Origin of the sequence: Burkholderia lata (assembly GCF_902499025.1) — a bacterium.
GTDB classification, from domain to species: Bacteria; Pseudomonadota; Gammaproteobacteria; order Burkholderiales; family Burkholderiaceae; genus Burkholderia; species Burkholderia lata_C.
Genome location: NZ_CABVPW010000047.1, coordinates 45406 through 69275, shown reverse-complemented (window position 1 = coordinate 69275; position 23870 = coordinate 45406). Strand labels below are relative to the sequence as shown.

Annotated in this window: 17 protein-coding genes; 10 read left to right on the top strand and 7 right to left on the bottom strand. The window is 67.8% G+C overall.

The features are described from left to right. The 8 genes from BDI24065_RS34585 to nagE form a co-directional block, all read left to right on the top strand. A partial coding sequence (locus BDI24065_RS34585; protein WP_175034959.1) for a recombinase RecA occupies window positions 1-499 on the top strand: 499 nt, incomplete at its 5' end. Then, window positions 432-1928 carry a Y-family DNA polymerase gene (locus BDI24065_RS34580; protein WP_175034958.1) on the top strand — a complete coding sequence of 499 codons (1497 nt, stop codon included), beginning with the start codon at window positions 432-434 and terminating at the stop codon, window positions 1926-1928. The genes BDI24065_RS34585 and BDI24065_RS34580, both read left to right, overlap by 68 nt. 6 nt (window positions 1929-1934) lie before the next feature. Further along, the gene (locus BDI24065_RS34575; protein WP_175034957.1) at window positions 1935-5138 is read left to right on the top strand and encodes an error-prone DNA polymerase; all 3204 of its coding nucleotides are present in this window, start codon (window positions 1935-1937) and stop codon (window positions 5136-5138) included. A 325-nt stretch (window positions 5139-5463) separates the two neighbouring features. After that, window positions 5464-6198: a GntR family transcriptional regulator gene (locus BDI24065_RS34570; RefSeq protein WP_043187255.1), complete on the top strand. Its 735-nt coding sequence runs from the start codon at window positions 5464-5466 to the stop codon at window positions 6196-6198. A gap of 98 nt (window positions 6199-6296) precedes the next feature. Continuing rightward, on the top strand, window positions 6297-7400 hold the full coding sequence (gene nagA / locus BDI24065_RS34565; RefSeq protein ID WP_174989963.1) for an N-acetylglucosamine-6-phosphate deacetylase: 1104 nt from the start codon (window positions 6297-6299) through the stop codon (window positions 7398-7400). After that, window positions 7393-8409 carry an SIS domain-containing protein gene (locus BDI24065_RS34560; RefSeq protein WP_175034963.1) on the top strand — a complete coding sequence of 339 codons (1017 nt, stop codon included), beginning with the start codon at window positions 7393-7395 and terminating at the stop codon, window positions 8407-8409. Before nagA ends, BDI24065_RS34560 begins: the two co-directional genes overlap by 8 nt. Before the next feature lie 15 nt (window positions 8410-8424). Then, window positions 8425-11007 (top strand): phosphoenolpyruvate--protein phosphotransferase, encoded by a 2583-nt coding sequence (ptsP, locus tag BDI24065_RS34555; protein WP_175034956.1) that lies wholly within the window; start codon window positions 8425-8427, stop codon window positions 11005-11007. Between the two features lie 87 nt (window positions 11008-11094). Continuing rightward, the gene (nagE, locus tag BDI24065_RS34550; RefSeq protein WP_175034955.1) at window positions 11095-12864 is read left to right on the top strand and encodes an N-acetylglucosamine-specific PTS transporter subunit IIBC; all 1770 of its coding nucleotides are present in this window, start codon (window positions 11095-11097) and stop codon (window positions 12862-12864) included. A 248-nt stretch (window positions 12865-13112) separates the two neighbouring features. Here nagE and BDI24065_RS34545 read toward each other — a convergent pair whose 3' ends face one another. The 6 genes from BDI24065_RS34545 to rpoH all read right to left on the bottom strand — a co-directional run bounded on the left by BDI24065_RS34545 (window position 13113) and on the right by rpoH (window position 20653). Further along, complete coding sequence (locus tag BDI24065_RS34545; protein WP_175034954.1) at window positions 13113-15596, bottom strand: family 20 glycosylhydrolase; 2484 nt, start codon at window positions 15594-15596, stop codon at window positions 13113-13115. 558 nt (window positions 15597-16154) lie between these two features. Next, on the bottom strand, window positions 16155-16271 hold the full coding sequence (gene cydX / locus BDI24065_RS34540) for a cytochrome bd-I oxidase subunit CydX (protein WP_011353251.1): 117 nt from the start codon (window positions 16269-16271) through the stop codon (window positions 16155-16157). 62 nt (window positions 16272-16333) lie between these two features. Then, window positions 16334-17470, bottom strand: coding sequence for a cytochrome d ubiquinol oxidase subunit II (gene cydB / locus BDI24065_RS34535; protein ID WP_175034953.1), 1137 nt, complete (start codon window positions 17468-17470; stop codon window positions 16334-16336). 31 nt (window positions 17471-17501) lie between these two features. Further along, window positions 17502-19082 (bottom strand): cytochrome ubiquinol oxidase subunit I, encoded by a 1581-nt coding sequence (locus BDI24065_RS34530; protein ID WP_011353249.1) that lies wholly within the window; start codon window positions 19080-19082, stop codon window positions 17502-17504. Then, complete coding sequence (gene cydP, locus BDI24065_RS34525; RefSeq protein ID WP_011353248.1) at window positions 19072-19350, bottom strand: cytochrome oxidase putative small subunit CydP; 279 nt, start codon at window positions 19348-19350, stop codon at window positions 19072-19074. The genes BDI24065_RS34530 and cydP overlap by 11 nt, the downstream gene beginning before the upstream one ends. A gap of 367 nt (window positions 19351-19717) precedes the next feature. Next, window positions 19718-20653, bottom strand: coding sequence for an RNA polymerase sigma factor RpoH (gene rpoH, locus BDI24065_RS34520; protein ID WP_046544376.1), 936 nt, complete (start codon window positions 20651-20653; stop codon window positions 19718-19720). Window positions 20654-21014: 361 nt separating this feature from the next. Here rpoH and pagL point away from each other — a divergent pair, with 361 nt between their 5' ends. Both pagL and BDI24065_RS34510 read left to right on the top strand, forming a co-directional pair. Further along, window positions 21015-21584 carry a lipid A 3-O-deacylase PagL gene (gene pagL, locus BDI24065_RS34515; RefSeq protein ID WP_175034952.1) on the top strand — a complete coding sequence of 190 codons (570 nt, stop codon included), beginning with the start codon at window positions 21015-21017 and terminating at the stop codon, window positions 21582-21584. Between the two features lie 45 nt (window positions 21585-21629). After that, on the top strand, window positions 21630-22013 hold the full coding sequence (locus tag BDI24065_RS34510) for a nuclear transport factor 2 family protein (protein ID WP_175034951.1): 384 nt from the start codon (window positions 21630-21632) through the stop codon (window positions 22011-22013). Window positions 22014-22157: 144 nt separating this feature from the next. On the opposite strand, the gene leuA is transcribed toward BDI24065_RS34510, so the two are convergent. Further along, a complete protein-coding gene (gene leuA / locus BDI24065_RS34505; RefSeq protein WP_175034962.1) occupies window positions 22158-23813 on the bottom strand; it encodes a 2-isopropylmalate synthase in 1656 nt (551 codons plus the stop codon). Between the last annotated feature and the right edge of the window lie 57 nt (window positions 23814-23870).

Here is a 23870-nt window from a genome sequence, read left to right as displayed (position 1 = left end):
CGCGCGCACCGTCAGCGCGCGGCGGCCACTCGCGCTCGTCGCGCCGCCGCAGTCGCCGCATGCGACCGCGCTCGCCAGTCTCGGCGTGCCGGCCGACGCGCTGCTGTGGCTGCGTGCCGGCAGCCGCACGGATGCGCTGTGGGCTGCCGAGCAGGCACTCAAGACCGGCTGTTGCGGCGCGCTGCTGCTGTGGCAGGACGCGCGGCCCGATGCGCTGCGGCGCCTGCATCTCGCGGCCGCGCGCACGGGCGATACGCTGTTCGTGATGCTGCGCCCGCTGTCGGCCGAGCGGCAGCCGTCGCCGGCCGTGCTGCGTGTCGCGCTGTACCCGGTGCCGGGCGGCGTGTCGCTCGACATCGTCAAGCGGCGTGGCCCCGCCCGCAGCGAGCCGCTCGTGCTCGACCTGCCGTCGCCTATCGTGGAGAGCCGCTATGCGCGTCTTGCTCGGCATCCATCTGCCGCGCCTGCCGCTCGACGTGTGCGTCGCGCCCCCGTCTGACGGTGAGGCGGGCGAGGCCGGCGGCGCCGGCTGTGCGGTGCTCGAGCAGGGTGTCGTGCTGATCGCCGACGCAGCCGCTTGCCGGCAGGGCGTGCGTGCAGGCATGAAGCGCGGCGGCGTGCTCACGCTCGCGCCGCATACGCAGCTCGTCGAACGCGATCCCGCGCGCGAGGCCGATGCGCTGCGCGCGGTCGCGCTCGCGTTGCTGCGCTTCTCGCCGTGCGTCGCGCTCGACGACGAAGCCACGCTGATCGTCGACGTCGGCCCGAGCCTGCGGCTGTTCGGCGGCCTGCCGTCGCTGTGCCGCCAGGTGCGCGCGACGCTCGCGGCGCTCGGTTATGCGGCGCGCCTGTCCGCCGCACCGACCGGGTGCGGCGCGTGGCTGCTCGCGCGTGTGTCGGCCCGTGCGCGCATTCGGCGCCGTGTCGCCGGCCAGGTGTCGCTCGTTCGTTCGCTCGACAGGCTGCCGTGCGTGCTGCTGCCCGATGCGCGTCCGTATGCGGGCTGGTTCGACGGCCTCGGCTGTCGCACGCTCGCCGATCTGCGCGGCCTGCCGCGCGCGGGGCTGCAGCGTCGTTGCGGGCCCGCGTTGCTGGCCGCACTCGATCGTGCGTATGGCGATGCGGTCGAGCCGCTTGCGTGGATGGCGGTGCCGCCCGTGTTCGACGTGCGGCTCGAATTGCCGGAGCGCGTCGAATACGCGGAAGCCGTGCTGTTCGCCGCGCGGCGGCTCGTCGTGCAGCTGTGCGGCTGGCTGGCCGCGCGGCACCTGTCGCTGGCCGCGATGACGTTCGATCTCGAACACGAGCGCGGCCGTCAGGCCGTGCCGCCGACACCGCTCGAGCTTGCGTTCGCGTCGCCGGTGCGTGACGAGGCGCATTTCATGCGGTTGCTCGGCGAGCGGCTCGCGCGCGTCGAGTTGCCGGCCGCGGTGATCGCGGTGCGTCTGAAGGCCACGCGCGTCGAATCGGTCGCGCCGCCGGCCGACGATCTTTTTCCCGAGCCGGGCGGCACGCGCGAGACGCGCGCGCGGCTGTTCGAGCTGCTGGTCGCGCGGCTCGGCGCGGACAACGTGCTGCGCGCGGCGCCCGTCGCCGATCACCGGCCCGAGGCCGCGAATCGCTGGCTGCCGCTCGATGCGCAGGCCGGCAAGCCGGCCGGCGGGCCGCCCGCCGTGCCGCCGAGGCCCGCGTGGTTGCTGGCGGAGCCGCTGCCGTTGTTGATGCGCGGGGAGCGGCCGGTATTTCATACGCCGCTGAGGATGATGTCGTCGGTGGAGCGGATCGAGGCCGGATGGTTCGACGGTCAGCTCGCTGCGCGCGATTACTGCGTCGCGCAGGACGAGGCCGGTGCGTGCTACTGGGTGTTCAAGGAGCGGGCGGGGAGCGAGGCCGAGCCGCGCTGGTTCCTGCACGGCCTGTTCGGGTGAGCGGTCATGGTTGCGGAATTCAGTTGGCTGCCCGATTACGCGGAGTTGTTCTGCCGTTCGAACTTTTCGTTCCTGCATGGCGCGTCGCATGCGGAGGAACTGGTCGAGCGTGCGTTCGAGCTCGGCTATCGCGGGATCGCGATCACCGACGAATGCTCGCTCGCCGGCGCACCGCGCATGCACGTCGCGGCGAAGGCGAAAGGGCTGCCGCTCGTCATCGGTTCGTATTTCGAGGTCACGCCGGATGAAGTCGCGCCCGGCCACGATCCGGGCCCCGGGGCGTTCGGCCTCGTGTTGCTTGCGCAGAACCGCGAGGGCTACGGCAACCTGTCCGAGCTGATTTCGTGGCGGCGGATGGCGTCGCCGAAGGGCACTTACAAGCTGACGTCGCGGATGCTGTCGGCGCCGCCCGAGGCGTTCGCACACTTGCGCGGCATGCCCGACTGCTTCGCGATTCTGGTGCCCACGTATCCGGTGCGTGCCGATGTACTCGATGCGCAGGTCGCGTGGTTTCGCACGACGTTCGGCGAGCGTGCGCGGCTCGGGCTCGTGCAACTGCAGCGCGCGCTGGACGGTGCGCAGCGCGAGGAGATTCGTGCGGCCGGCGAGCGACGTGGCGTGCGTATTGTCGCGCTCGGCGACGTGACGATGCACCGGCGCTCGTGCAAGGAGCTGCAGGACGTGATGACGGCGATTCGCGTCGGCATGCCGGTTTCCGAGTGCGGGTATGCGCTTGCGCCGAATGCGGAACAGCATTTGCGTGCGCGGAACCGGATCGGGAATCTGTATTCGCCGGCGGAGATCGAGGAGACCTGCACGATTCTCGATACATGCGATTTCAAGCTCGACTCGCTGCGCTACGAGTATCCCGACGAGATCGTGCCGAAGGGGCTCACGCCGACGAGCTATCTGGAGCAGGAAACGATGGCCGGGGCGGCCACACGCTATCCGCAAGGTGTGCCGGCGAAGGTGTCGAAGCAGATCCGGTATGAACTCGACCTGATCGCGCAACTGAGCTACGAACCGTTCTTCCTGACCGTCTACGACATCGTCAAATACGCGCGCAGCCAGAACATCCTGTGCCAGGGGCGCGGCTCGGCGGCGAACTCGGTCGTCTGCTTCTGCCTCGGCATCACCGAGGTGAATCCCGAGCAGAGCACGATGCTGTTCGAGCGCTTCATCAGCGCGGAGCGCGGCGAGCCGCCCGACATCGACGTCGATTTCGAGCATCAGCGCCGGGAAGAAGTGATTCAGCATATCTACGAAAAATACGGGCACAACCGCGCCGCACTTGCGGCCGCCGTATCGACCTATCGCCCGCGCGGCGTACTGCGCGAAACCGGCAAGGCACTCGGCGTCGATCCGATGCTGGTCGATCGCGTCGCGAAAGCGCACCGCTGGTTCGACGGTAGCCGCGACCTGCTGCAGCAATTCTCGACGATCGGGCTCGATCCCGAGACGCCGCTCATCCTGGCGTGGGCCCGGCTCGCCGCGCGGCTGCTGAACTTTCCGCGCCACCTGTCGCAGCACTCGGGCGGTTTCGTGATCAGCCGCGGCAAGCTCACGCGGCTCGTGCCGGTCGAGAACGCGGCAATGGACGGGCGGCGCGTGATCCAGTGGGACAAGGACGATCTCGAAGCACTCGGGCTGATGAAGGTCGACGTGCTCGCGCTCGGCATGCTGTCGGCGCTGCATCGCGCCTTCGACATGCGCACCGCGTGGCGCGGGCCGCCGGAGCCGGATGGTGAGCCGTTCACGCTGAAGCACATTCCGCAGGATGACGAAGCGACCTACGACATGATCTGCCGTGCCGACACGGTCGGCGTGTTCCAGATCGAATCGCGCGCGCAGATGTCGATGCTGCCGCGCCTGCGCCCGCGGACTTACTACGACCTGGTGATCGAGGTGGCGATCGTGCGGCCGGGGCCGATCCAGGGCGGGGCAGTGCACCCCTATCTGAAACGGCGCCAGGGGATCGAAAAGGTCAGTTATCCGAAGGAGGATCTGAAGCCCGCGCTCGAACGCACGTACGGCGTGCCGATCTTCCAGGAGCAGGTGATGCAGATCGCGATGATCGCGGCCGGCTTCACACCGGGCGAGGCCGACCAGCTGCGCCGCGCGATGGCCGCGTGGAAGCGCAAGGGCAATCTCGAGCAATATCACCGCAAGATCGTCGACGGGATGCGCGAGCGCGACTATCCGCCCGACTTCGCCGAACAGATCTTCGAGCAGATCAAGGGCTTCGGCGATTACGGTTTCCCCGAAAGCCACGCAGCCAGCTTCGCGAAACTCGCATACGCCAGCAGCTGGCTCAAATGTCACGAACCGGCAATCTTCCTCGCCGCATTGCTGAACAGCCAGCCGATGGGTTTCTACCCGCCGTCGCAGCTCGTGCAGGACGCGAAGCGTCACGGCGTGCAGGTGCTGCCGATCGACGTGACGCAGAGCAACCGGGAAGCATCGCTCGAAGCGCTGCCCGACCAGCCGCCTCCGCACGGCCAGCCGGCCGTGCGGCTCGGCCTGTCGCTCGTGCGCGGTCTCGGCGAAGCCGCCGCGCGCCGCATCGAGGCCGCACGCACGGCCGGCCCGTTCGACAACGTCGACACCCTTGCACGCCGCGCGCAGCTCGAACGCCGCGATCTCGAAGCGCTCGCCGCCGCGAACGCGCTTGCGGCGCTCGCCGGTCATCGCCGCGATGCGCTGTGGCAAGCGGTTGCAGCAGCCCCCGAACGCGACCTGCTCGCGACCGCGCCGATCGACGAACCCGAAAAGCCCGCACTCGGCGCGCCGTCGGAAGCCGACGACATCCTCGCCGACTATCACACCACCGGCCTCACGCTGAACCGCCACCCCGTCGCGCTGCTGCGGCCCGCGCTGCGCGCTCGGCGGCTGTCGTCCGCGGCCGAACTGCACGACCGCCCCGACGGCCGGCTCGCGCGCGCGTGCGGGCTCGTGACCGCGCGGCAGATGCCGGGCACCGCGAAAGGCGTGATGTTCATGACGCTCGAGGACGAAACGGGCTGCGTGAACCTGATCGTCCGGCCCGAGCTGCTCGCGCGGCAGCGCCGCGAAACCCTCGATTCGCGGCTGCTCGCCGCGTCCGGCGTATGGCAGGTCGCGAGCGACGTGAGGCACCTCGTCGTGCAGCACTTCGAGGATCTGACGCCGCTGCTGGGCGGCCTGCGCACGTCGAGCCGCGAATTCCACTGACGCAACCGGCGCACGCCGTCGAACGCGCGGTGCCTTGCCGCCCGTGCATACCAGTCGGCTCAACTGGTTCTATTCAGGTCTCATATTCGCGCCCAAAACCTGGCCGAACCGCGCACTGGAACTGTCCCCTTGCATACCAATCCGGGTAAATCCCTACCCCGCACTTCGTTGTAAACAAAGGGTTTATCGGAACTAAAACGCTTGCCGGGCAAGGCTTTCGGCGATTTCTGCGCCGCTAATACCAGTTCGTTGACTGGTATTATGGTGGTTATATAATGCCCTCACTTTCGACGGCCTGCGGTCGTCGTCCGACACCCGGAGGCACATGGAAACCGGCTGGTCCGAACTGGCGCCCGATCCCCTCAGCGACACGCCGCTCTATCTGCAGCTCGCCCGCAATCTGGCGAGCGCGATCCATGCCGGCGCGTGGCGGGCCGGTGAGGCGCTGCCGTCGGAGCGGCTGCTGTCGGTGTCGGTCGGCGTGTCGCGGATCACGGCCCGTCGCGCACTCGCGTTGCTGGTCGAGCAGGGGCTGATCAAGCGGGCGCGCGGGGCGGGCAGCTTCATCACGCCGCGTGTCGCCGATCCGCTGTCGCGTCTCGTCGGCTTCACCGCGAAGATGCAGCAGCGCGGTTTCGTGCCCGATTCGGTGTGGCTGTCGCGCACGCTGCGCGCCGCGAATCGCGACGAGATCACGCGTCTCGGCCTCGCGCCCGGCGCGACGGTGGCGCGGCTCGAACGGCTGCGCCGCGCGGACGGCATCGTGATGGCCGTCGAGCACTCGACGCTGCCGGCCGCGGTGGTGCCCGATCCGCAGGTGCTCGGCGCGTCGTTGTACGAATACCTCGAGGCGCGCGGCATGACCGTCGTGCGCGCGCTGCAACACTTTCGCGCGGCGAACGCGACGCACGCGATCGCGAAATGGATGGCGGTGAAGCCGGGCTCGGCGCTGCTGGTGATCACGCGGATCGGCTACGGCGCCGACCAGCGTGCGATCGAAGTGAGCGAAACGTATTGCCGCGACGATTACTACGACTTCGTCGCCGAACTGAAACGCTGACGCGCGAGACTGCCCGCGCGCGGCAAGCGTGAAGCAACGACACGAATTTGCAAATCACGACGCGGATGCCCGCGTCACCAGATCATCAAGAGAACGTCATGCTGACTGGAAACATCCTTACCCCCGACGGCTGGATTCACGGTTCGCTCGATAGCGAGAACGGCCGCATCACGACCCTCGACGGCAAGCCCGTCGATCCCGCGAAGAACGACGCGCCTTACATCCTGCCCGGCTTCATCGACCTGCACGTGCATGGCGGCGGCGGCGCCGACGTAATGGAAGGCGGCGACGCGATCGAGACGATCGCCCGCACGCACGCGCAGTTCGGCACGACGAGCCTGCTCGCGACGACGATGACCGCGCCGCGCGACGAACTGATGAAAGTCGTCGGCAATCTCGGCAGCGTCGCGCGCACCCGCACGCCGGGCGGCGCGCGCGTGCTCGGCGTGCACCTCGAAGGCCCGTACATCAATCCTGGCAAGCTCGGCGCGCAGCCCGACGCGGCCGTGTCGGCCGTGCTCGACGAAGTGCTGAAGTACCTGTCGATCGCGCCGATCCGCGTTGTCACGCTCGCGCCGGAAATCGCCGGCCACATCGAGATCATCGGCGAGATGGCCGCGCGCGGCGTGCGCGTGCAGCTCGGCCATTCGCTCGCGACCTACGACGACGCGGTGGCCGCGCTCAAGCACGGCGCGTGCGGTTTCACGCACCTGTTCAACGCGATGTCGCCGCTGCATCACCGCAACCCGGGCCTGGTGGGCGCGGCGCTTGCTCATGCCGAATACGCGGAAATCATCCCCGACCTGCTGCACGTCCACCCGGGCGCGATTCGTGCTGCGCTGCGCGCGATCCCGCGCCTGTATGTCGTGACCGACAGCACGTCCGCAACGGGCATGCCCGACGGCGAATACCGGCTCGGCAGCCAGCACGTGACGAAGTGCCTCGGCGGCGTGCGCCTTGCCGACGGCACGCTCGCCGGCAGCACGCTGACGATGGACCAGGCGCTGCGCAACCTCGTGTCGCTCGGCCTGCCGATCGCCGACGTGTCGAACCGGATGTCGCGCTACGCGGCCGACTACCTCGGCGTCACCGATCGCGGCCGCCTCGCGCGCGGCGCATGGGCCGACCTCGCGGTGTTCGATCGCGACCTGAACCTCACCGCGACCTACGTCGAAGGAGAATCGATTGTCGAATATGCTTAAGGAAGCGCGCGAGTCCGCCCAGGTCGTCGCCGCGCAGATCGCCGACACCACGCGCGTCGAAGCGCTTGCCGGTCAATTGCTCGATCACCCGCCGGCCGTCGCGCTGACGGTCGCGCGCGGCAGCTCGGATCACGCCGCGAGCTATTTCGCGAGCCTGACGATGAGCCGCCTCGGCGTGCCGGTCGCGTCGCTGCCGATGTCGGTCGCGACGCTGCAGCAGGCGCCGCTGAAGGTGCAGGACCAGCTCGCGATCGCCTTCTCCCAGTCGGGCAAGAGCCCCGATCTCGTCAATACGATGGCCGCGCTGCGCGAAGCCGGCGCGCGTACCGTCGCCGCCGTGAACGTGCTGCCGTCGCCGCTCGCCGACGCGTGCGAGCACCAGTTGCCGCTGCTCGCCGGCCCCGAACTGTCGGTCGCCGCGACGAAGAGCTATATCGCGATGCTGTCGCTGTCCGCGCAGATCGTCGCGTACTGGCAGCGCGACGCCGCGCTGATGACCGCGCTGCGCGGCCTGCCCGACGTGCTCGCGCAGGCCGGCCAGCTCGACTGGTCGCAGGCCGTTGCCGCGCTCGCGGGTGTCGAGCGGATGATCGTGATCGGCCGCGGCCTGGGTCTCGCGATCGCGCAGGAAGCCGCGCTGAAGCTGAAGGAAACGTCCGGCATCCAGGCCGAGGCGTTCTCGAGCGCCGAAGTCCGTCACGGCCCGATGGAGCTGATCGACCGCGACTATCCGCTGCTCGTGTTCGCCCCGCCGGGGCCCGAGCAGGCCGGCCTGCTGCAGCTTGCCGCCGACATGCGCGCACGCGGCGCGGCCGTGCTGCTCGCGGCGCCCGCCGGCACGCCCGGCGTATCGGGCACCGTGCTGCCGCTCGCGCAGTCTGCCCATTCGGCGCTCGACCCGATCGCCGCCATTCTTTCGTTCTACGTGATGGCGGCGGATCTCGCCGTTGCGCGCGGCCGCAATCCCGACACGCCGCGCCACCTGAACAAAGTCACCGAAACGCACTGATAGCCGAGACAGCCGATGAGACGCGCCGAGGAGTCCCAGTTGAAGAGCCCCACCCACGATCAGATCGTCCTGCTTGCCCCGTTGACGGGGCCGATCGTCGCGCTGGCCGACGTGCCCGATCCGGTGTTCTCCGGCGGGATGTTCGGCGACGGCATCGGCATCGACCCGCTCGCGGGCCAGCTCGTCGCGCCGTGCGCGGGCGTCGTGTCGCATCTCGCGCGCACGGGCCACGCGGTGACGATCACGACGCCGCAAGGCGCGGAAGTGCTGCTGCACATCGGCATCGACACCGTCGAGCTGAACGGGCAGGGCTTCATCGCGCACGTCGAGGCCGGCGCACGTGTCGAGGCCGGCACGCTGCTGATCGAGTTCGACCAGGACGCGGTGGCGCGCAGCGCGCATTCGCTCGTGTCGGTGATCGCGATCGCAAACTCGGATGCGTTCGAGGTCGTCGATCGCGCGAGCGGCTTCGCGACGGCCGGCGAGACGCCGCTGCTCGCGCTGCGCGGCAAGGGCGAAGCGGCCGTGCAGGCGGCACAAGCCGGCGCCGCGGCGCACAACGAAGTGCGCCGTGAAATCGTGCTGACGCAACCGGGCGGCCTGCATGCGAGGCCGGCCGCGCGGGCGCGCGAAGCCGTGCGCGGGTTCGACGCGACCGTCGACGTGCTGTTCGACGGCCGCAAGGCGTCGATCGCGAGCGTCGTCGGTCTGCTCGGCCTCGGCGCCGGCGAAGGCGCGACGGTCGAACTGGTCGGTCGTGGCGCGCATGCGCAGCAGGCCGTCGATGCGGTCGAGCACGAGCTGCTGCGCGAAGCGCACGGCGAAGTTGAGGAAAAGCCGGCGCGGCTGAGGTCGCCCGCGCCGCAGACGGTCGCGCGCAACGTCGGCGCACCAATCGACCCGAACACGCTCGCAGGCGTGTGCGCGGCGCCCGGCATCGCGGTCGGCACGCTGGTGCGTCTCGACGATGCGGAAATCGTGCCGCCCGAGCAGGCCTCCGGCACGCCGGCTGCGGAAAGCCGCCAGCTCGACCAGGCGCTGAAGGCCGTCGACGGCGAACTCGACGAAACGGTGCGCAACGCATCGGCGCGTGGCGCGGTCGGCGAAGCGGGCATCTTCGCGGTGCACCGCGTGCTGCTCGAGGACCCGACGCTGATCGATGCGGCACGCGACCTGATCAGCCTCGGCAAGAGCGCGGGCTTCGCCTGGCGCGCGACGATCCGCACGCAGATCGACACGCTGTCGAAGCTCGACGATGCGCTGCTTGCCGAACGCGCGGCCGACCTGCGCGACATCGAGAAGCGCGTGCTGCGTGCGCTCGGCCACACGAACGGTGCAGCACGTGCGCTGCCCGACGAAGCGGTGCTCGCGGCCGAGGAATTCACGCCGTCCGACCTGTCGTCGCTCGATCGCCAGCGCGTGACCGCGCTCGTGATGGCGCGCGGCGGCGCGACGTCGCACGCGGCGATCATCGCGCGGCAGCTCGGCATTCCGGCGCTGGTCGCGGTCGGCGATGCGCTGTACGCGATTCCGGACGGCACGCAGGTCGTCGTCGATGCGAGCGCGGGCCGGCTCGAACACGCACCGACCGCACTCGACGTCGAGCGTGCGCGGCACGAACGCCAGCGCCTCGACGGCGTGCGCGAGGCGAACCGGCAACTGGCCGGTGTTGCGGCCGCGACGGTCGACGGCCGCGCGATCGAGGTCGCCGCGAACATCGCGACGCTCGACGATGCGAACACCGCGGTCGACAACGGCGCCGACTCGGTCGGCCTGCTGCGCACCGAGTTGATGTTCATCCATCGCCAGGCCGCGCCGACGGTCGTCGAACACCAGCAGAGCTACCAGTCGATCGTCGACGCGCTGCAGGGCCGCACGGCGATCATCCGCACGCTCGACGTCGGCGCCGACAAGGAAGTCGACTACCTGACGCTGCCGCCCGAACCGAACCCGGCGCTCGGCCTGCGCGGCATCCGCCTCGCGCAGGTGCGCCCCGACCTGCTCGACGATCAGTTGCAGGGCCTGCTCGCGGTGAAGCCGCTCGGCGCGGTGCGCATCCTGCTGCCGATGGTCACCGACGCGGGCGAGCTCGTGCGGCTGCGCAAGCGCATCGACGAATTCGCGCGCGCGCAGGGCCGCACCGAGCCGATCGAAGTCGGCGTGATGATCGAGGTGCCGTCGGCCGCGCTGCTGGCCGACCAGCTCGCACAGCACGCGGATTTCCTGTCGATCGGTACCAACGACCTGACGCAGTACACGCTCGCGATGGACCGCTGCCAGGCCGATCTCGCCGCGCAATCCGACGGCCTGCATCCGGCCGTGCTGCGCCTGATCGACATCGCGGTGCGCGGCGCCGCGAAGCACGGCAAGTGGGTGGGCGTGTGCGGCGCACTCGGCGGCGATCCGCTCGCGGTGCCGATCCTGGTGGGCCTCGGCGTGACCGAACTGTCGGTCGACCCCGTATCGGTGCCGGGCATCAAGGCGCGTGTGCGCCGTCTCGATTACCAGTTGTGCCGTCAGCGCGCGCAGGATCTGCTCGCGCTCGATTCGGCACAGGCGGTAAGGGCAGCAAGCCGCGAGGTCTGGCCGCTCGACTGAGCGTCGACGGCAGGTTCGCGACCGGTTTCAAGACGAAAGCAATTAGGTCAACGACGATTAATGACGAGACAAGGATTGGAGGACTGAATGAACGGGAATCCGTTTCTGAAAATACAGGGCCTGGGCCGGGCGCTGATGCTGCCGATCGCGGTATTGCCGGTTGCCGGCATCCTGCTGCGACTCGGCCAGCCGGACGTGTTCAACATCAAGATGATCGCCGACGCCGGCGGTGCGATCTTCGACAACCTGCCGCTGCTGTTCGCGATCGGCGTGGCGGTCGGTTTCGCGAAGGACAATAACGGCGTGGCGGCGCTCGCGGGCGCGATCGGTTACCTGATCGAAACCGCGATCATGAAGGACATCGATCCCAAGCTGAACATGGGCGTGCTGTCCGGGATCATCGCGGGTGTGGTCGCGGGCCTGCTGTACAACCGCTATAAAGACATCAAGCTGCCGGACTACCTCGCGTTCTTCGGCGGCAAACGGTTCGTGCCGATCATCACGGGCCTGGTCTGCGTGATACTCGGCATCGCGTTCGGGTACGTCTGGCAGCCGGTCCAGCATCTGATCGACGCGGCCGGCCAGTGGCTGACGACGGCGGGCGCGATCGGTGCGTTCGTGTTCGGCTTCCTGAACCGCCTGCTGCTCGTCACGGGCCTGCACCACATCATCAACTCGCTCGCGTGGTTCGTGTTCGGCAACTTCACGCCGCCCGCCGGTGGCGAGATCGTGCACGGCGACCTGCACCGCTTCTTCGCGGGCGACCCGACCGCGGGCACCTTCATGGCCGGCTTCTTCCCGATCATGATGTTCGGCCTGCCGGCAGCGTGTCTCGCCATGCTGCACGAAGCGCCGAAGGAACGCCGCGCGATGGTCGGCGGCCTGCTGTTCTCGATGGCGCTCACGTCGTTCCTGACCGGCGTGACCGAGCCGATCGAATTCAGCTTCATGTTCCTCGCACCGGTGCTGTACGTGATCCACGCGGTGCTGACGGGGCTGTCGCTCGCGATCTGCCAGATCCTCGACGTGAAGCTCGGCTTCACGTTCTCGGCCGGCGCGATCGACTACGTGCTGAACTACGGGCTGTCGACGAAGGGCTGGATCGCGATCCCGCTCGGCATCGCGTACGGTGCCGCGTACTATGGGCTGTTCCGCTTCTTCATCCGCAAGTTCAACATGGCGACGCCGGGCCGTGAGCCGGCATCGGCCGATGGGGCCGCGGAATCGTATGCATCGGGCGGCTTCGTCGCACCGGCGGCAGGTGCTGCTGCGACGGCTGCTGCACCGCGCGCGCAACGCTACATCGCCGCGCTCGGCGGGGCGGGCAACCTGTCGGTCGTCGACGCGTGCACGACGCGCCTGCGCCTGACCGTCGTCGATCCGGAAAAGGTATCGGAGCCGGAACTGAAGTCGATCGGCGCGCGCGGCGTGCTCAAGCGCGGCGGCAACAGCGTGCAGGTGATCATCGGGCCCGAGGCCGACATCATTGCCGACGAGATGCGTGCTGCCATCGGCAGCGGCGCGGCAGGCGCAGCCTCGACGGCGACGGCCGCCGCGGCGCAACCCGTCACGGGCGCGGCCGCCGGCCCGCTCGATCCGGAGCCGACGCGCTGGCTCGCGGTGTTTGGCGGCGCGACCAACGTCGTGTCGCTCGACGCGGTCGCGACCACTCGCCTGCGTGTGGTCGTGCGCGATCCGTCGGCGGTCGATCGCGATCGTCTCGGTGCGCTCGACGTCGCATGGGTGTCGCTCGACACGTTCCACATCGTCTGCGGCAACGCGGCCGCACGTTATGCCGAACAGCTCGGCGCGCGCCTGCCGCCGTCGGGCAGCGGGGCGGCCGTACAACCGGCCTGATGTGACGAAGCCGGCCCGATCCGCGCTGCGGGTCCGGGCCGGCCGGTAAAACGAAAACGGCTTGCGATGTGTCGCAAGCCGTTTTTCTTTGGTGGTGCGGTGATGCGACGTGTTCGCCCGCATCGCGCTACCTCTCGACCGCCTGGCCGTTCACGGTTCCGTCAGCATAAAGGTAGGCTTCCGGTAACCGATGCGCGGTAGCGCGACGCGTTCGCCCGCATCGCGCCACCGCTCGACTGCTTGGCCGTTCACGGGTTCGTCAGCGTGAAGGTCGGCTTCCGGTAGCCGATGCCGGCCCGGTCGAGCTTCGGCAGTTCGCGTTGCGTGAGCAGCGTCGCGAAACCGGCCCAGTCGCGTTGCAGCGCGGCGATGTCGACGTGATGCGTGTCGCCGCGCTTGAAGCGCACGCCGGCCGCATACGGCAGCTCCCAGTCGGCCCGGTGCCATGCGCGCTCGGCGAGCGCGAGCAGCCGCGGATAGGCCATGTATTCGAGGAAGGTGTCGTTGCGCATCACCTCGCCCCACGCCTGCCCCTGCATGCCCTCGATGCGCGGCGCGGGGCCCGTGCCCGTGACCTCGAACGCGTTGCCGTCGCGGTCGCCCATCACTTCGGCGTTCTGCGGCAGGTTCTCGGGCGCCAGCGAGAACACCTTGTACTCGTCCGTCGCATGCGAGCCCCAGTAGTAGCCGCGCTCGCGCGGGTTGAGCGTGTACGGGAAGTCGAAGTACAGGTAGTCGGGCAGCGCGAGCACCGTCAGGTAGCCCTTGCCGCTCAGGTCGCGTGCGCTGTCCGATGCGCCCCAGAAGATCGTGTCCCACAGCGACACCATCACGTGGCGCGTGCTGAAGTCCTGCGGCCCGTTTGCATGCTTGATGCCGTCCTGCCACGCGGCCATCGTGTCGATCCCGTTCGCGCTGACCGCCGCGCTCACCTGTTGCGCGAAACGCGTCGGCAGCTCGTCGATCGACTTGATCTCGCCGCGCTGGAGCAGGGCCGTGCACGCGGGCGAACGCGCCCACGGCTTGTCCTGCGCGGCGAGATCGATGCGCCCCTTGTTCGGGTCGGTGCCGTTCAGCGGCTGGAAGCCGCCGCCGAGGAAGATGTTCTTCGCCTCGTCGCCGCCGTAATGCCAGATGTGCAGCGGGGCCTGCGCGTCCGCGTGCATCGCAGCGATCTCGCGGATCACCTTCGATGCGAAATTGAGCGCGCCCGGCACGCACGGGTTCAGGTCGCTGCGCCGGTCGTAGAACTGCACCGTCGTCAGGTTCGACGTGTCCTGCGGATCGAGCAGCCGGTAGGCGTTCGCTTCCTGATCGCGGCCGGCCGCATGCAGCCGGCGGTAGCGTGCCTCCATCGTCACGACGGCCGCGCGCGCATGTGCGGGCATGTCGATCTCGGGGATGATCTCGACGAAATGCGCAGCCGCGTAGCGCACCAGTGACACGTAGTCGTCGCGCGTCAGGTAGCCGCCGCCCGACCGGTTGTCCGGGCCGGAACCGAGCTGCGGCAGCAGGCAGCGCGTCTCGCTCGGGTCGTGGCAGCGGCGTCCCCCGATCTCGGTCAGTTCGGGCAGGCCGGGAATCTCGATGCGCCAGCCCTCGTCGTCGGACAGATGCAGGTGCAGGCGATTGAGCTTGTACGCGCTCATCTGGTCGATCAGCCGGCGCAGCGTCGCCGGGTGCTTGAAGTTGCGTGCGAGATCGACGTGCATCCCGCGATGCGTGAAGCGCGGCGCATCCTCGACCAGCATCGCCGGGATCGGTCCGCCGCCGGCGGGCACGAGCGAGTAGAGCGTCTGCACGCCGTAGTAGAGGCCCGCGCGATCGTAGCCTTCGATCAGCACGCCGCGCGGCCCGATCGCGAGCCGGTAGCCGCCCGGTGTCGCGATGTCGGCCGGCAGCCGGCGCGGCGCGACCGCGCCCCACACCGGTACGCGTGCGCCGTCGAGCCCGAGTGTCGCCGCGCGGTCGCGCAGCGCCGCGACCTGCGCGTCCGGCAGGTTCGGCAGCGTGAGCTCGACGCCGCGCAGGTCGAGCGTGCCGGGCAGCGGCTGTTCTCGCTTCACGCTCGGCAGCGCGCGGCTCGCATCGGGCCGCACGGCCACGGGCGGCGCATTGCCGGTCGAGTTGTTCTGCGCGTCGGCCGGCAGCGATTCGACGTAGCGTAGTTCGTCGTCGGTGTCGTTGTAGCGGAGCACGGCGGGCGGCGCGCCATCGACGACCACGTACGGGCGCGGGATCACGTCGCTGTAGCGCAGCAGCCAGTATTCGGCGACGAACGGCAGCTCGATGCGCTCGCCGGGCGCAAGCCGCACCGAGCCCGGTTGCGGCGTCAGTTCGTACAGGTCGCCGGTGAGCCGCCGCAGCGCGAAGCCGGGACGGTCGATCCGCAGCAGGCGGCGGATGCTGTGCAGGTAGAGCTTCCAGCCGCCGTCGGCGATCGCCTGGTGGCCGCGGTTCTGCAGGATCAGGCGGCCTGTCGCACAGGCCGCGCCGTCGGCGCCGAGGTCGGCGCACGGCACGCCGGCCGTGGCCGCGTGATTGTTGTCGACGGCGACGCGCAGCGCGAGGCCGTTCGACAGCCGCGCCGCGAGATCGGCCGGCGGCACGGGTGGGCGTACGGCGCCGACCGCCGCGGTCGCCGTACTCGACGCAGGCAGCGCGCCGAGCGCGACCGGCGACAGTGCGGCGACCAGCAGGCCGGCAAACAGGATGGACAAGGTTCGGTTCATGCGGACTCCTGAGAAAAAAGGGGGCGTAGCGGCGTCACGGGATGACGTCGCTGCGAGCGGGTCTTTCAATGGAGCTGCGGGGACAACAGGGTGCGCGGGCGATGCGGCTGCCCCGCGCGCAGTCGGCACGCTGGGGCGTGCGTTACGGAACGGGTGGCGGGCAGGCGTGCCGGTCGGATCGGCGCGGGCGGGTACGCGTCTTCATCGGCGGCGCACGGCCGAGACTGCCACCGATGCCGTGGTGGCGCACCCTACGCGCACGATGACGGCGATGCTTGCCGACGACGCACAACCGGCCGCCACACGCCGACGACGAGACAGCGCGCAAGCGCGCGCCACATACGGGATTCGCATGTCTCCCCCACCCAGATGGATTCGGCCTGTCCGCGGCCGTGTCCAAAGATCTTATGAAACCTTTTATTGGTATTCAAGTGGTATCAATCTGGCGCTAAATTGGCATCGGCGCGTCGGGCTTGTCCGGCCGGCCGGGGCGAAAAAAAACCTCGCGCGAGGCGAGGTTCCTTCGAGACGGCGGCGGCGCGATCGGCCGCGTGCGCGTCAGTCGTGGCGAACGCGTGCTTCCTGCGTCTTCTGCCGCGCTTCGAGCCACATCGCGTTGACGATGCCGAACGACAGCGCGACGCCGATACCGAGAATCCAGCTGAAATACCACATGATCCGACTCCTTGCGAAACGGTGGGCGAGGGCGCGTGCGCGCCCCGTCCCGGTTCAAAGCATCAATACATCGAATGCTTGTTCTCTTCGAGCACCTCGCGCGTGACCTTGCCGCGCATCACGCGATACACCCAGCTCGTGTAGAGCAGGATGAGCGGCAGGAACACGATCACCGCGAACAGCATCACCTGCAGCGTCATGTGGCTCGACGTCGAATCCCACACGGTCAGGCTGCTGCGCGGGTCGAGCGACGACGGCATGATGAACGGGAACATCGAGAAGCCGGCGGTGAAGATCACGCCGGTGATCATCAGGCCCGTGCAGAAGAACGCCGTCTTCTCCTGCTTCGAACCGGCGAGCAGCAGCGCGATCAGGCCACCCGCGATCGCGACGACGGGCGCCGCGATCATCCACGGGAATTCGCTGTAGTTCGCGAGCCACAGGCCCGAGCCGGCGGCGACGTCCTTGAGCAGCGGGTTCGCGACGGTGTCGGTCGGTGCGGCGTGCGTGATGTGGAAGCCGCCGATCGTCGAAGCGACCAGCACGCCGGCCAGCACGAACAGCACGACCGCGAGGAACGACGCCACGCGCAGCGCGACCGACGCGCGGCGCGCGATCACGCCTTCCGTCTTCATCTTGATGAAGGCCGCACCGTGCGCGACGAGCATCGTGAGGCTGACGAGCCCGCACAGCAGCGCGAACGGGTTCAGCAGCGCCCAGAAGCTGCCGTAGTAGGTCACGCGCAGGTCGCTGTCGAACTTGAACGGCACGCCTTGCAGCAGGTTGCCGAACGCGACGCCGAACACGAGCGCCGGCACGAACCCGCCGACGAACAGGCCCCAGTCCCAGCCCGCGCGCCAGCGCGGGTCGGGCCGCTTGCTGCGGTAGTCGAAGCCCACCGGCCGGAAGAACAACGCGAACAGCACGAGCAGCATCGCGAAGTAGAAGCCGGAGAACGACGCCGCGTAGACGAGCGGCCAGGCCGCGAACATCGCGCCGCCGGCCGTGATCAGCCACACCTGGTTGCCTTCCCACGTCGCGCCGACGGTGTTGACGATGATGCGGCGCTCCTCGTCGGTCTTGCCGAGGAACGGCAGCAGCGCGGTCGCGCCCATGTCGAAGCCGTCGGTGACGGCGAAGCCGATCAGCAGCACGCCGACGAGCAGCCACCAGATCAGCTTGAGAGTTGCATAGTCCATAGCGATTCCTTGTTCCGTTTCAGGTGCGTGCTCACGCCGGGGCGCGCTCGCTGGCGGCCGCGATTTCGTGGTGATAGCGGCCGGTATGCAGCGACGACGGGCCGAGGCGCGCGTACTTGAACATCAGCTTGATCTCGATGACGAACAGCGCGGTATAGAACAGGATGAAGCCCGCGAGACTCAGGTACAGGTCGCTCGGCTGCAGGCTCGACGCGGACAGATGCGTCGGCAGCACGCCGGCGATCGTCCACGGCTGGCGGCCGAGCTCGGCGACGATCCAGCCGAATTCGATCGCGATCCACGGCAGCGGGATCGCCCACACCGCATAGCGGAGGAACCAGCGGCGGTTGTCCTGCAGCAGTTCGCGGCGCGCGCAGAACCAGAATGCGGCGATGAACGTCGCGACGAACAGGAAGCCGAGGGCGACCATGATCCGGAACGAGAAGAACACGGGTGCGACCGGCGGGATCGTCTTCTTCGCGGCCGCCTTGATCTGCTCGGGTGTCGCATCGACCACGTTCGGCGTGAACTGCTTGAGCATCAGCCCGTAGCCGAGGTACTGCTTGTGCTGGTCGAACAGCGCGCGGGTCGCGTCGCTCGTGTCACCCTGCTTGATCTTCTGCAGCGCGCCGTACGCGACCATCCCGCTCTGGATATGCTCCTCGCTGTGCTTCGCGAGCTCGCGCAGGCCGATCACCGGTTCGTCGATCGAGCGCGTCGCGATCAGGCCGAGCGCATACGGGATCTTGATCGCGTAGTCGGTGCGCTGCTCTTCCTGGTTCGGGATGCCGATCAGCGTGAACGATGCGGGTGCCGGCTGCGTTTCCCATTCGGATTCGATCGCGGCGAGCTTCATCTTCTGCACTTCGCCGGTCGTATAACCCGATTCGTCGCCGAGCACGATCACGCAGAGCGTCGCCGCGAGGCCGAAGCCGGCCGCGACCGCGAACGAGCGCAGCGCGAAGTCGACGTCGCGCTTCTTCAGCAGGTACCACGACGACACGCCGAGCACGAACATTGCCGCCGACACGTAGCCGGCCGACACCGTGTGCACGAACTTCACCTGCGCGACCGGGTTGAACAGCACGTCGAACAGGCTCGTCATCTCCATGCGCATCGTCTGGTAGTTGAATTCGGCGCCGACCGGGTTGTTCATCCAGCCGTTCGCGACGAGGATCCACAGCGCGGACAGGTTCGAGCCGAGCGCGACGAGGAACGTGACCATCAGGTGCTTGACCTTCGACAGGCGGTTCCAGCCGAAGAAGAACAGGCCGACGAACGTCGATTCGAGGAAGAACGCCATCAGGCCTTCGACCGCGAGCGGCACGCCGAAGATGTCGCCGACATAGTGCGAGTAGTACGACCAGTTCGTACCGAACTGGAATTCGAGCGTGATGCCGGTCGTCACGCCCATCGCGAAGTTGATACCGAACAGCTTGCCCCAGAACTGGGTCATGTCCTTGTAGACCTGTTTGCCGGTCATCACGTAAACCGCTTCCATGATGACGAGCAGCCAGGACAGGCCGAGCGTCAGTGGCACGAACAGGAAGTGGTAGAGCGCCGTGATGCCGAACTGCAGACGTGACAGATCGACGACTTCACTACTTATCATGGTGGTCTCCCTCGGTAGATGCAGGCGCCGGTACCGAGAGCAGTTTCTCGGCGACGGCGGCAGGCGGCAACGACATGTGCTCGGCCTGCGGATGATTGAAGAATGCGTATTTGAGCGACATCAGGAGGATCAGCTTGACGATCAGCACCAGGGTGATGTCGCGGGCGAGGGTCGGTCCGCGTGCCCACGCGGCGATGCGTGCGCGCCAGCCGATCGTACCGGCCGGCCGCGGGGGAGGCGGCGCAGGCTCTTTATTGATCGAGATCAAGGCGATTATCCTGAATCGATTTAGGTCGGATTTGGGGCGACTTTACGTCGGATTTATGACGGCCGTGAAGCTGTTTTAATCCTTTTGCGCCTGACATGCCAATTTTAAAAGGACGGCTTTCCGATGCCGAGTGCTGCGCTGCGGCAGACCGTCGCGAAACACGGGCCGAAACTTGAGGCAGATCAAGGTTATGCGGAAGGGGCCCGCAAACTGCGTATTACCTGATGAATCAGGTCAATTAATCGGCGCAGAAACGGGTGATGAAGCGAGCGGAGAAGCGAATGAAAAGCAGCGGAAAAGACGGGCGAAAAAAAACCGCTGCCGGTCGGGCAGCGGTTTTTGATGAAGCGCTCTAAATCGCAGCGATTTATGCGTATTCGGCGAGGGCAGTGCGCATCTTTTTCATGGCGCTCGCTTCGATCTGGCGGATGCGTTCCGCCGACACGCCGAACTCGGCGGCGAGATCGTGCAGCGTCGAGCCGCCCGAGCCGTCGTCGTCGACGTGCAGCCAGCGCGCCTCGATGATGCGGCGGCTGCGCGCGTCGAGTGCGCCGAGTGCCTGCGCAATGCCGTCCGTCTGCAGCGTGTCGCGCTGACGCGCGGCGAGCACGGCGGTCGGTTCGTTGTGCGAGTCGGCCAGGTAGGCGATCGGCGCGTATGACTCCTCGCCGTCTTCGACCTGCCCTTCGAGCGCGATATCGCCGCCCGACAGGCGCGTTTCCATTTCGGTCACGTCTTCGCGCTTGACGTTGAGTTCCTTCGCGAGGCCGTCGATCTCCTCGGGCGTCATCGCCTGCAGGCCCTTCTTGTGGCTGCGCAGGTTGAAGAACAGCTTGCGCTGCGCCTTCGTCGTCGCGACCTTCACCGTGCGCCAGTTGCGCAGGATGTACTCGTGAATCTCGGCCTTGATCCAGTGGATCGCGTACGACACGAGACGCACGTTCTGGGCCGGATCGAAGCGCTTCACGGCCTTCATCAGGCCGATGTTGCCTTCCTGGATCAGGTCGCCGTGCGGGAGGCCGTAGCCGAGATAGTTGCGCGAGATCGACACGACGAGCCGCAGGTGCGACAGCACGAGGCGGCGTGCCGAGTCGAGGTTGTTGCCTTCGCGGAATTCGGTCGCGTACTGGCGTTCCTCTTCGACCGTCAGCAGCGGAATGCGATTGACGGCCTGGATATACGCGTCGATGTTGCCAAGCTGGCCCGGCAACATCGATTGGGCTGCGAGCGCCAACGAGCCTGCCGATGCGGCCTTGGCCGGCGTCGGGCTCAGGGTGTTCGGGAGGGTCAGGGCATTGCTCACTAAAAAAACTCCTTTGGAATCAGGGACAAACCCCCGGTCTCGGATGAGATTCCGGGAGCCATCTTAGCACTCCCGCAAACCGAGTGCTAATTCCTTAGAGCAAGCGTGGGCATCGGAGTTCCCACTTTTTCTATCGAGCCAGTCGAGTCGATAGTCTATTCTGCGACAGAGGAGGCGAGGCGAAGTTCCGTAAGCCGTTGTTTCTGATGGTAATCAGTAGACGATTTCGATTTTTGTCGTTTTGGAAGGAAGCCATTTCGCTTCGTGATGCCGATTCGAAAAGTCCTTTACCATACCATTCAGTTCGCTTGAGCCGGCCGAAGCGGCAGGCTCCATTCAACCCACAAAGTTGGAGTGTCAGATGAACAATAAGAAGAATCGCCGGCCCCGCAGCCGGCTTGCGCTGCACGCGATGCTGGCGGCGTCCCTTCTGGGCGGATCGGGTGCGGCATGCGCGGATCGATGGGGGATTCAGGCGGGCGGCGGCTTTTCGGATCGCCACGGGATCGACAAGGCCGATATCGGCGTGGTGTGGGATCCGGGCTGGAACTGGTGGGAAATGGGCGGCTGGCACTTCGCGTTCGTCGTCGAAGGGCATGCCGGCTACTGGCACACGGGCGGCAACGTCCACAGCAGCATCGGCGAATTCGGCGTGACGCCGATGTTCCGTTTCATCAAGAGCGCCGGGGAGATCCGCCCGTTCATCGAGGCCGGCGGCGGCGTCAGGCTGCTGACGCACCCGACGATCTCGGATCGATTTTCGATGGGAACCGCCTTCCAGTTCGCGCCCACCGCGGGAGTGGGCGTGCAGTTCGGCCAACGGCAACAGTATCAGGTCGGCTACCGTTTTGAACATGTGTCTAACGCGGGTATCAAAGAGCCGAATCCTGGTATAAATTTCCACCAGTTCTACTTGCAGTACAACTTCTGATCCGCACGCCCGCGCACGGCGTGCGCGTTGCCGAGGAGTCAGGCGATGGCGAAGGTGGTCGATGCGATCCGCGCGCTCGAGCGCGATCGGTTCCGGGCGATGGTGGACGGGGACGGCGAGGCGCTCGACGCGCTTTTGTCGGACAAGGTGTTCTTCGTACACACCAACGGCAAACGCGAAACCAAGCAGCAGTTCATCGACGCCATCGTCGCCGGCCGCCGCCGCTATCGCCAGATCGAAATCCAGTCGCAGGACGTGCTGCCTGTCGGCGATGCAACCTGCGTCGTCACCGGGCGCGCGTTGATCGAGATGGAAACGAACAACGGCGGCCTGGTCTTTCCGATTGCCTATACCTCCGTCCACACCCACGAACAGGGCCGCTGGAGCCTGTTCGCGTGGCAGGCGACGCGGTGCGCGACCGAGACATGAGCGCGCGTGGCGCCCCTTTTCATGTCCCGACTGATGCGGCCTTCTGGGCCGCTTTTTTGCTGCCTCGTGCGGCGCGGATCGCGCGGCGCACGGGCGGTCACGCCCCGCTCGCTGGCATTTGAACCCTGAAACGGAACCTGGCAGTCAGGCCGCCGCGCGGCGATCCGCGCAGTGCCAGGCCGAGCGGTTGATCGCGCTGACCACCGCATCGAGCGCGGCGCTCGCCGCATCGGCGTGCAGGCCGACGCCGTGCCGCAGCGGCGCATCGCCGACCCGGCAGCCGACCGATACCGCGATCCGCCCGTCCGTCGTGCGCGCGTGTTCGCATGACGCAATGTCGATCGCCGCGCCGGCGGCTGCCGCGAACGCCGCGGCCAAACGTCGCACCGCATCGTCGGGCGTCGTGTCCGCTGCCGCCGGCGCCGGCGCCGCAGCGATCTCGCGGTTCCGCCAGCGCGCGCCGTTGCCGTGACGCGCGGCCGGCCCGTCGGTGTCGAAGAATTCGCGCGCGAACAGCGCGCAGATCGCGTCGCCGGTCACTTCCTCGCCGGACGCGTCGGCAAGCGTCTGCACCGCATGGCTGAATTCGATCTGCACGCGGCGCGTCGGCGTGAAGCCCATCCCGCGTTCGAGCAGGAACGTCGCGCCGCCCTTGCCGGACTGGCTGTTCACGCGAATCACCGCGTCATAGCTGCGGCCGAGGTCGGCCGGGTCGATCGGCAGGTACGGCACTTCCCAGGCCGCGTCGGGGCGCTGCTGCGCGAACCCCTTGCGGATCGCGTCCTGGTGCGAGCCCGAGAACGCGGTGAACACGAGGTCGCCCGCGTACGGATGGCGCGGATGCACGGGAATCTGGTTGCAGCGTTCGACGACGCGGCGCACGGCGTCGATGTCGGAGAAATCGAGGCCCGGATCGATGCCCTGCGTGTAGAGATTCAGCGCGAGCGTGACGAGATCGACGTTGCCGGTGCGCTCGCCGTTGCCGAACAGGCAGCCCTCGATGCGGTCGGCGCCCGCAAGCAGCGCGAGTTCGGCCGCCGCGACCGCGGTGCCGCGGTCGTTGTGCGGATGCACGGACAGCACGATGCTGTCGCGATACGCGAGGTTGCGGTCCATCCACTCGATCTGGTCGGCGAACACGTTCGGGCTCGCGGCTTCGACGGTGGCCGGCAGGTTGACGATCATCTTGTGATCGCGGGTCGGGCGCCACGTTTGCGCGACTGCGTCGCAGATCTCGCGCGCGAACGTCAGCTCGGTCATGCTGAAGGTTTCCGGCGAGTACTGGAAGGTCCACTGCGTGTCGGGGCGCGCGGCGGCGTGTTCCTTGATGATGCGCGTGCCGTCGATCGCGAGCGCCTTCACGTCGGCCTTCGACATCCCGAACACGATGCGGCGGAACGACGGGCAGACCGCGTTGTACAGGTGCACGATTGCGCGCGGCACGCCTTCGAGTGCATCGAACGTGCGGGCGATCAGGTCTTCGCGCGCCTGCACGAGCACTTCGATCGTCACGTCGTCGGGAATCCGCTTGTCGTCGATCAGCTTGCGGACGAAATCGAAGTCGGTTTGCGACGCCGACGGAAAACCGACTTCGATCTCCTTGAACCCGATCGCGACCAGCATCTCGAAGAACTCGAGCTTCTGCTCGATGCTCATCGGCTCGATCAGCGACTGGTTGCCGTCGCGCAGGTCGGTGCTCATCCAGACGGGCGCGCGCTCGATGGTGCGCGACGGCCATTTGCGGCCATTGAGGCGGACGGGCTCGAACGGACGGTACTTGTCTTGCGGATTGCGCTGCATCTTCTGGACCTCGGGTCTCAAGTCGCGAGCGAAGACGGGCGGCATGGGCGACGGTTG

What these genes read in the sequence shown, in the direction of transcription:
- nagA (WP_174989963.1), top strand. Translation starts at nt 6,297, where the DNA reads ATGCTGACTGGAAACATCCTTACCCCCGACGGCTGGATTCACGGTTCG.
- leuA (WP_175034962.1), bottom strand. Translation starts at nt 23,813, where the DNA reads ATGCAGCGCAATCCGCAAGACAAGTACCGTCCGTTCGAGCCCGTCCGC.
- cydB (WP_175034953.1), bottom strand. Translation starts at nt 17,470, where the DNA reads ATGGACTATGCAACTCTCAAGCTGATCTGGTGGCTGCTCGTCGGCGTG.
- BDI24065_RS34560 (WP_175034963.1), top strand. Translation starts at nt 7,393, where the DNA reads ATGCTTAAGGAAGCGCGCGAGTCCGCCCAGGTCGTCGCCGCGCAGATC.
- nagE (WP_175034955.1), top strand. Translation starts at nt 11,095, where the DNA reads ATGAACGGGAATCCGTTTCTGAAAATACAGGGCCTGGGCCGGGCGCTG.
- BDI24065_RS34510 (WP_175034951.1), top strand. Translation starts at nt 21,630, where the DNA reads ATGGCGAAGGTGGTCGATGCGATCCGCGCGCTCGAGCGCGATCGGTTC.
- BDI24065_RS34570 (WP_043187255.1), top strand. Translation starts at nt 5,464, where the DNA reads ATGGAAACCGGCTGGTCCGAACTGGCGCCCGATCCCCTCAGCGACACG.
- pagL (WP_175034952.1), top strand. Translation starts at nt 21,015, where the DNA reads ATGAACAATAAGAAGAATCGCCGGCCCCGCAGCCGGCTTGCGCTGCAC.
- ptsP (WP_175034956.1), top strand. Translation starts at nt 8,425, where the DNA reads ATGAGACGCGCCGAGGAGTCCCAGTTGAAGAGCCCCACCCACGATCAG.
- BDI24065_RS34530 (WP_011353249.1), bottom strand. Translation starts at nt 19,082, where the DNA reads ATGATAAGTAGTGAAGTCGTCGATCTGTCACGTCTGCAGTTCGGCATC.
- BDI24065_RS34580 (WP_175034958.1), top strand. Translation starts at nt 432, where the DNA reads ATGCGCGTCTTGCTCGGCATCCATCTGCCGCGCCTGCCGCTCGACGTG.
- cydX (WP_011353251.1), bottom strand. Translation starts at nt 16,271, where the DNA reads ATGTGGTATTTCAGCTGGATTCTCGGTATCGGCGTCGCGCTGTCGTTC.
- BDI24065_RS34575 (WP_175034957.1), top strand. Translation starts at nt 1,935, where the DNA reads ATGGTTGCGGAATTCAGTTGGCTGCCCGATTACGCGGAGTTGTTCTGC.
- BDI24065_RS34545 (WP_175034954.1), bottom strand. Translation starts at nt 15,596, where the DNA reads ATGAACCGAACCTTGTCCATCCTGTTTGCCGGCCTGCTGGTCGCCGCA.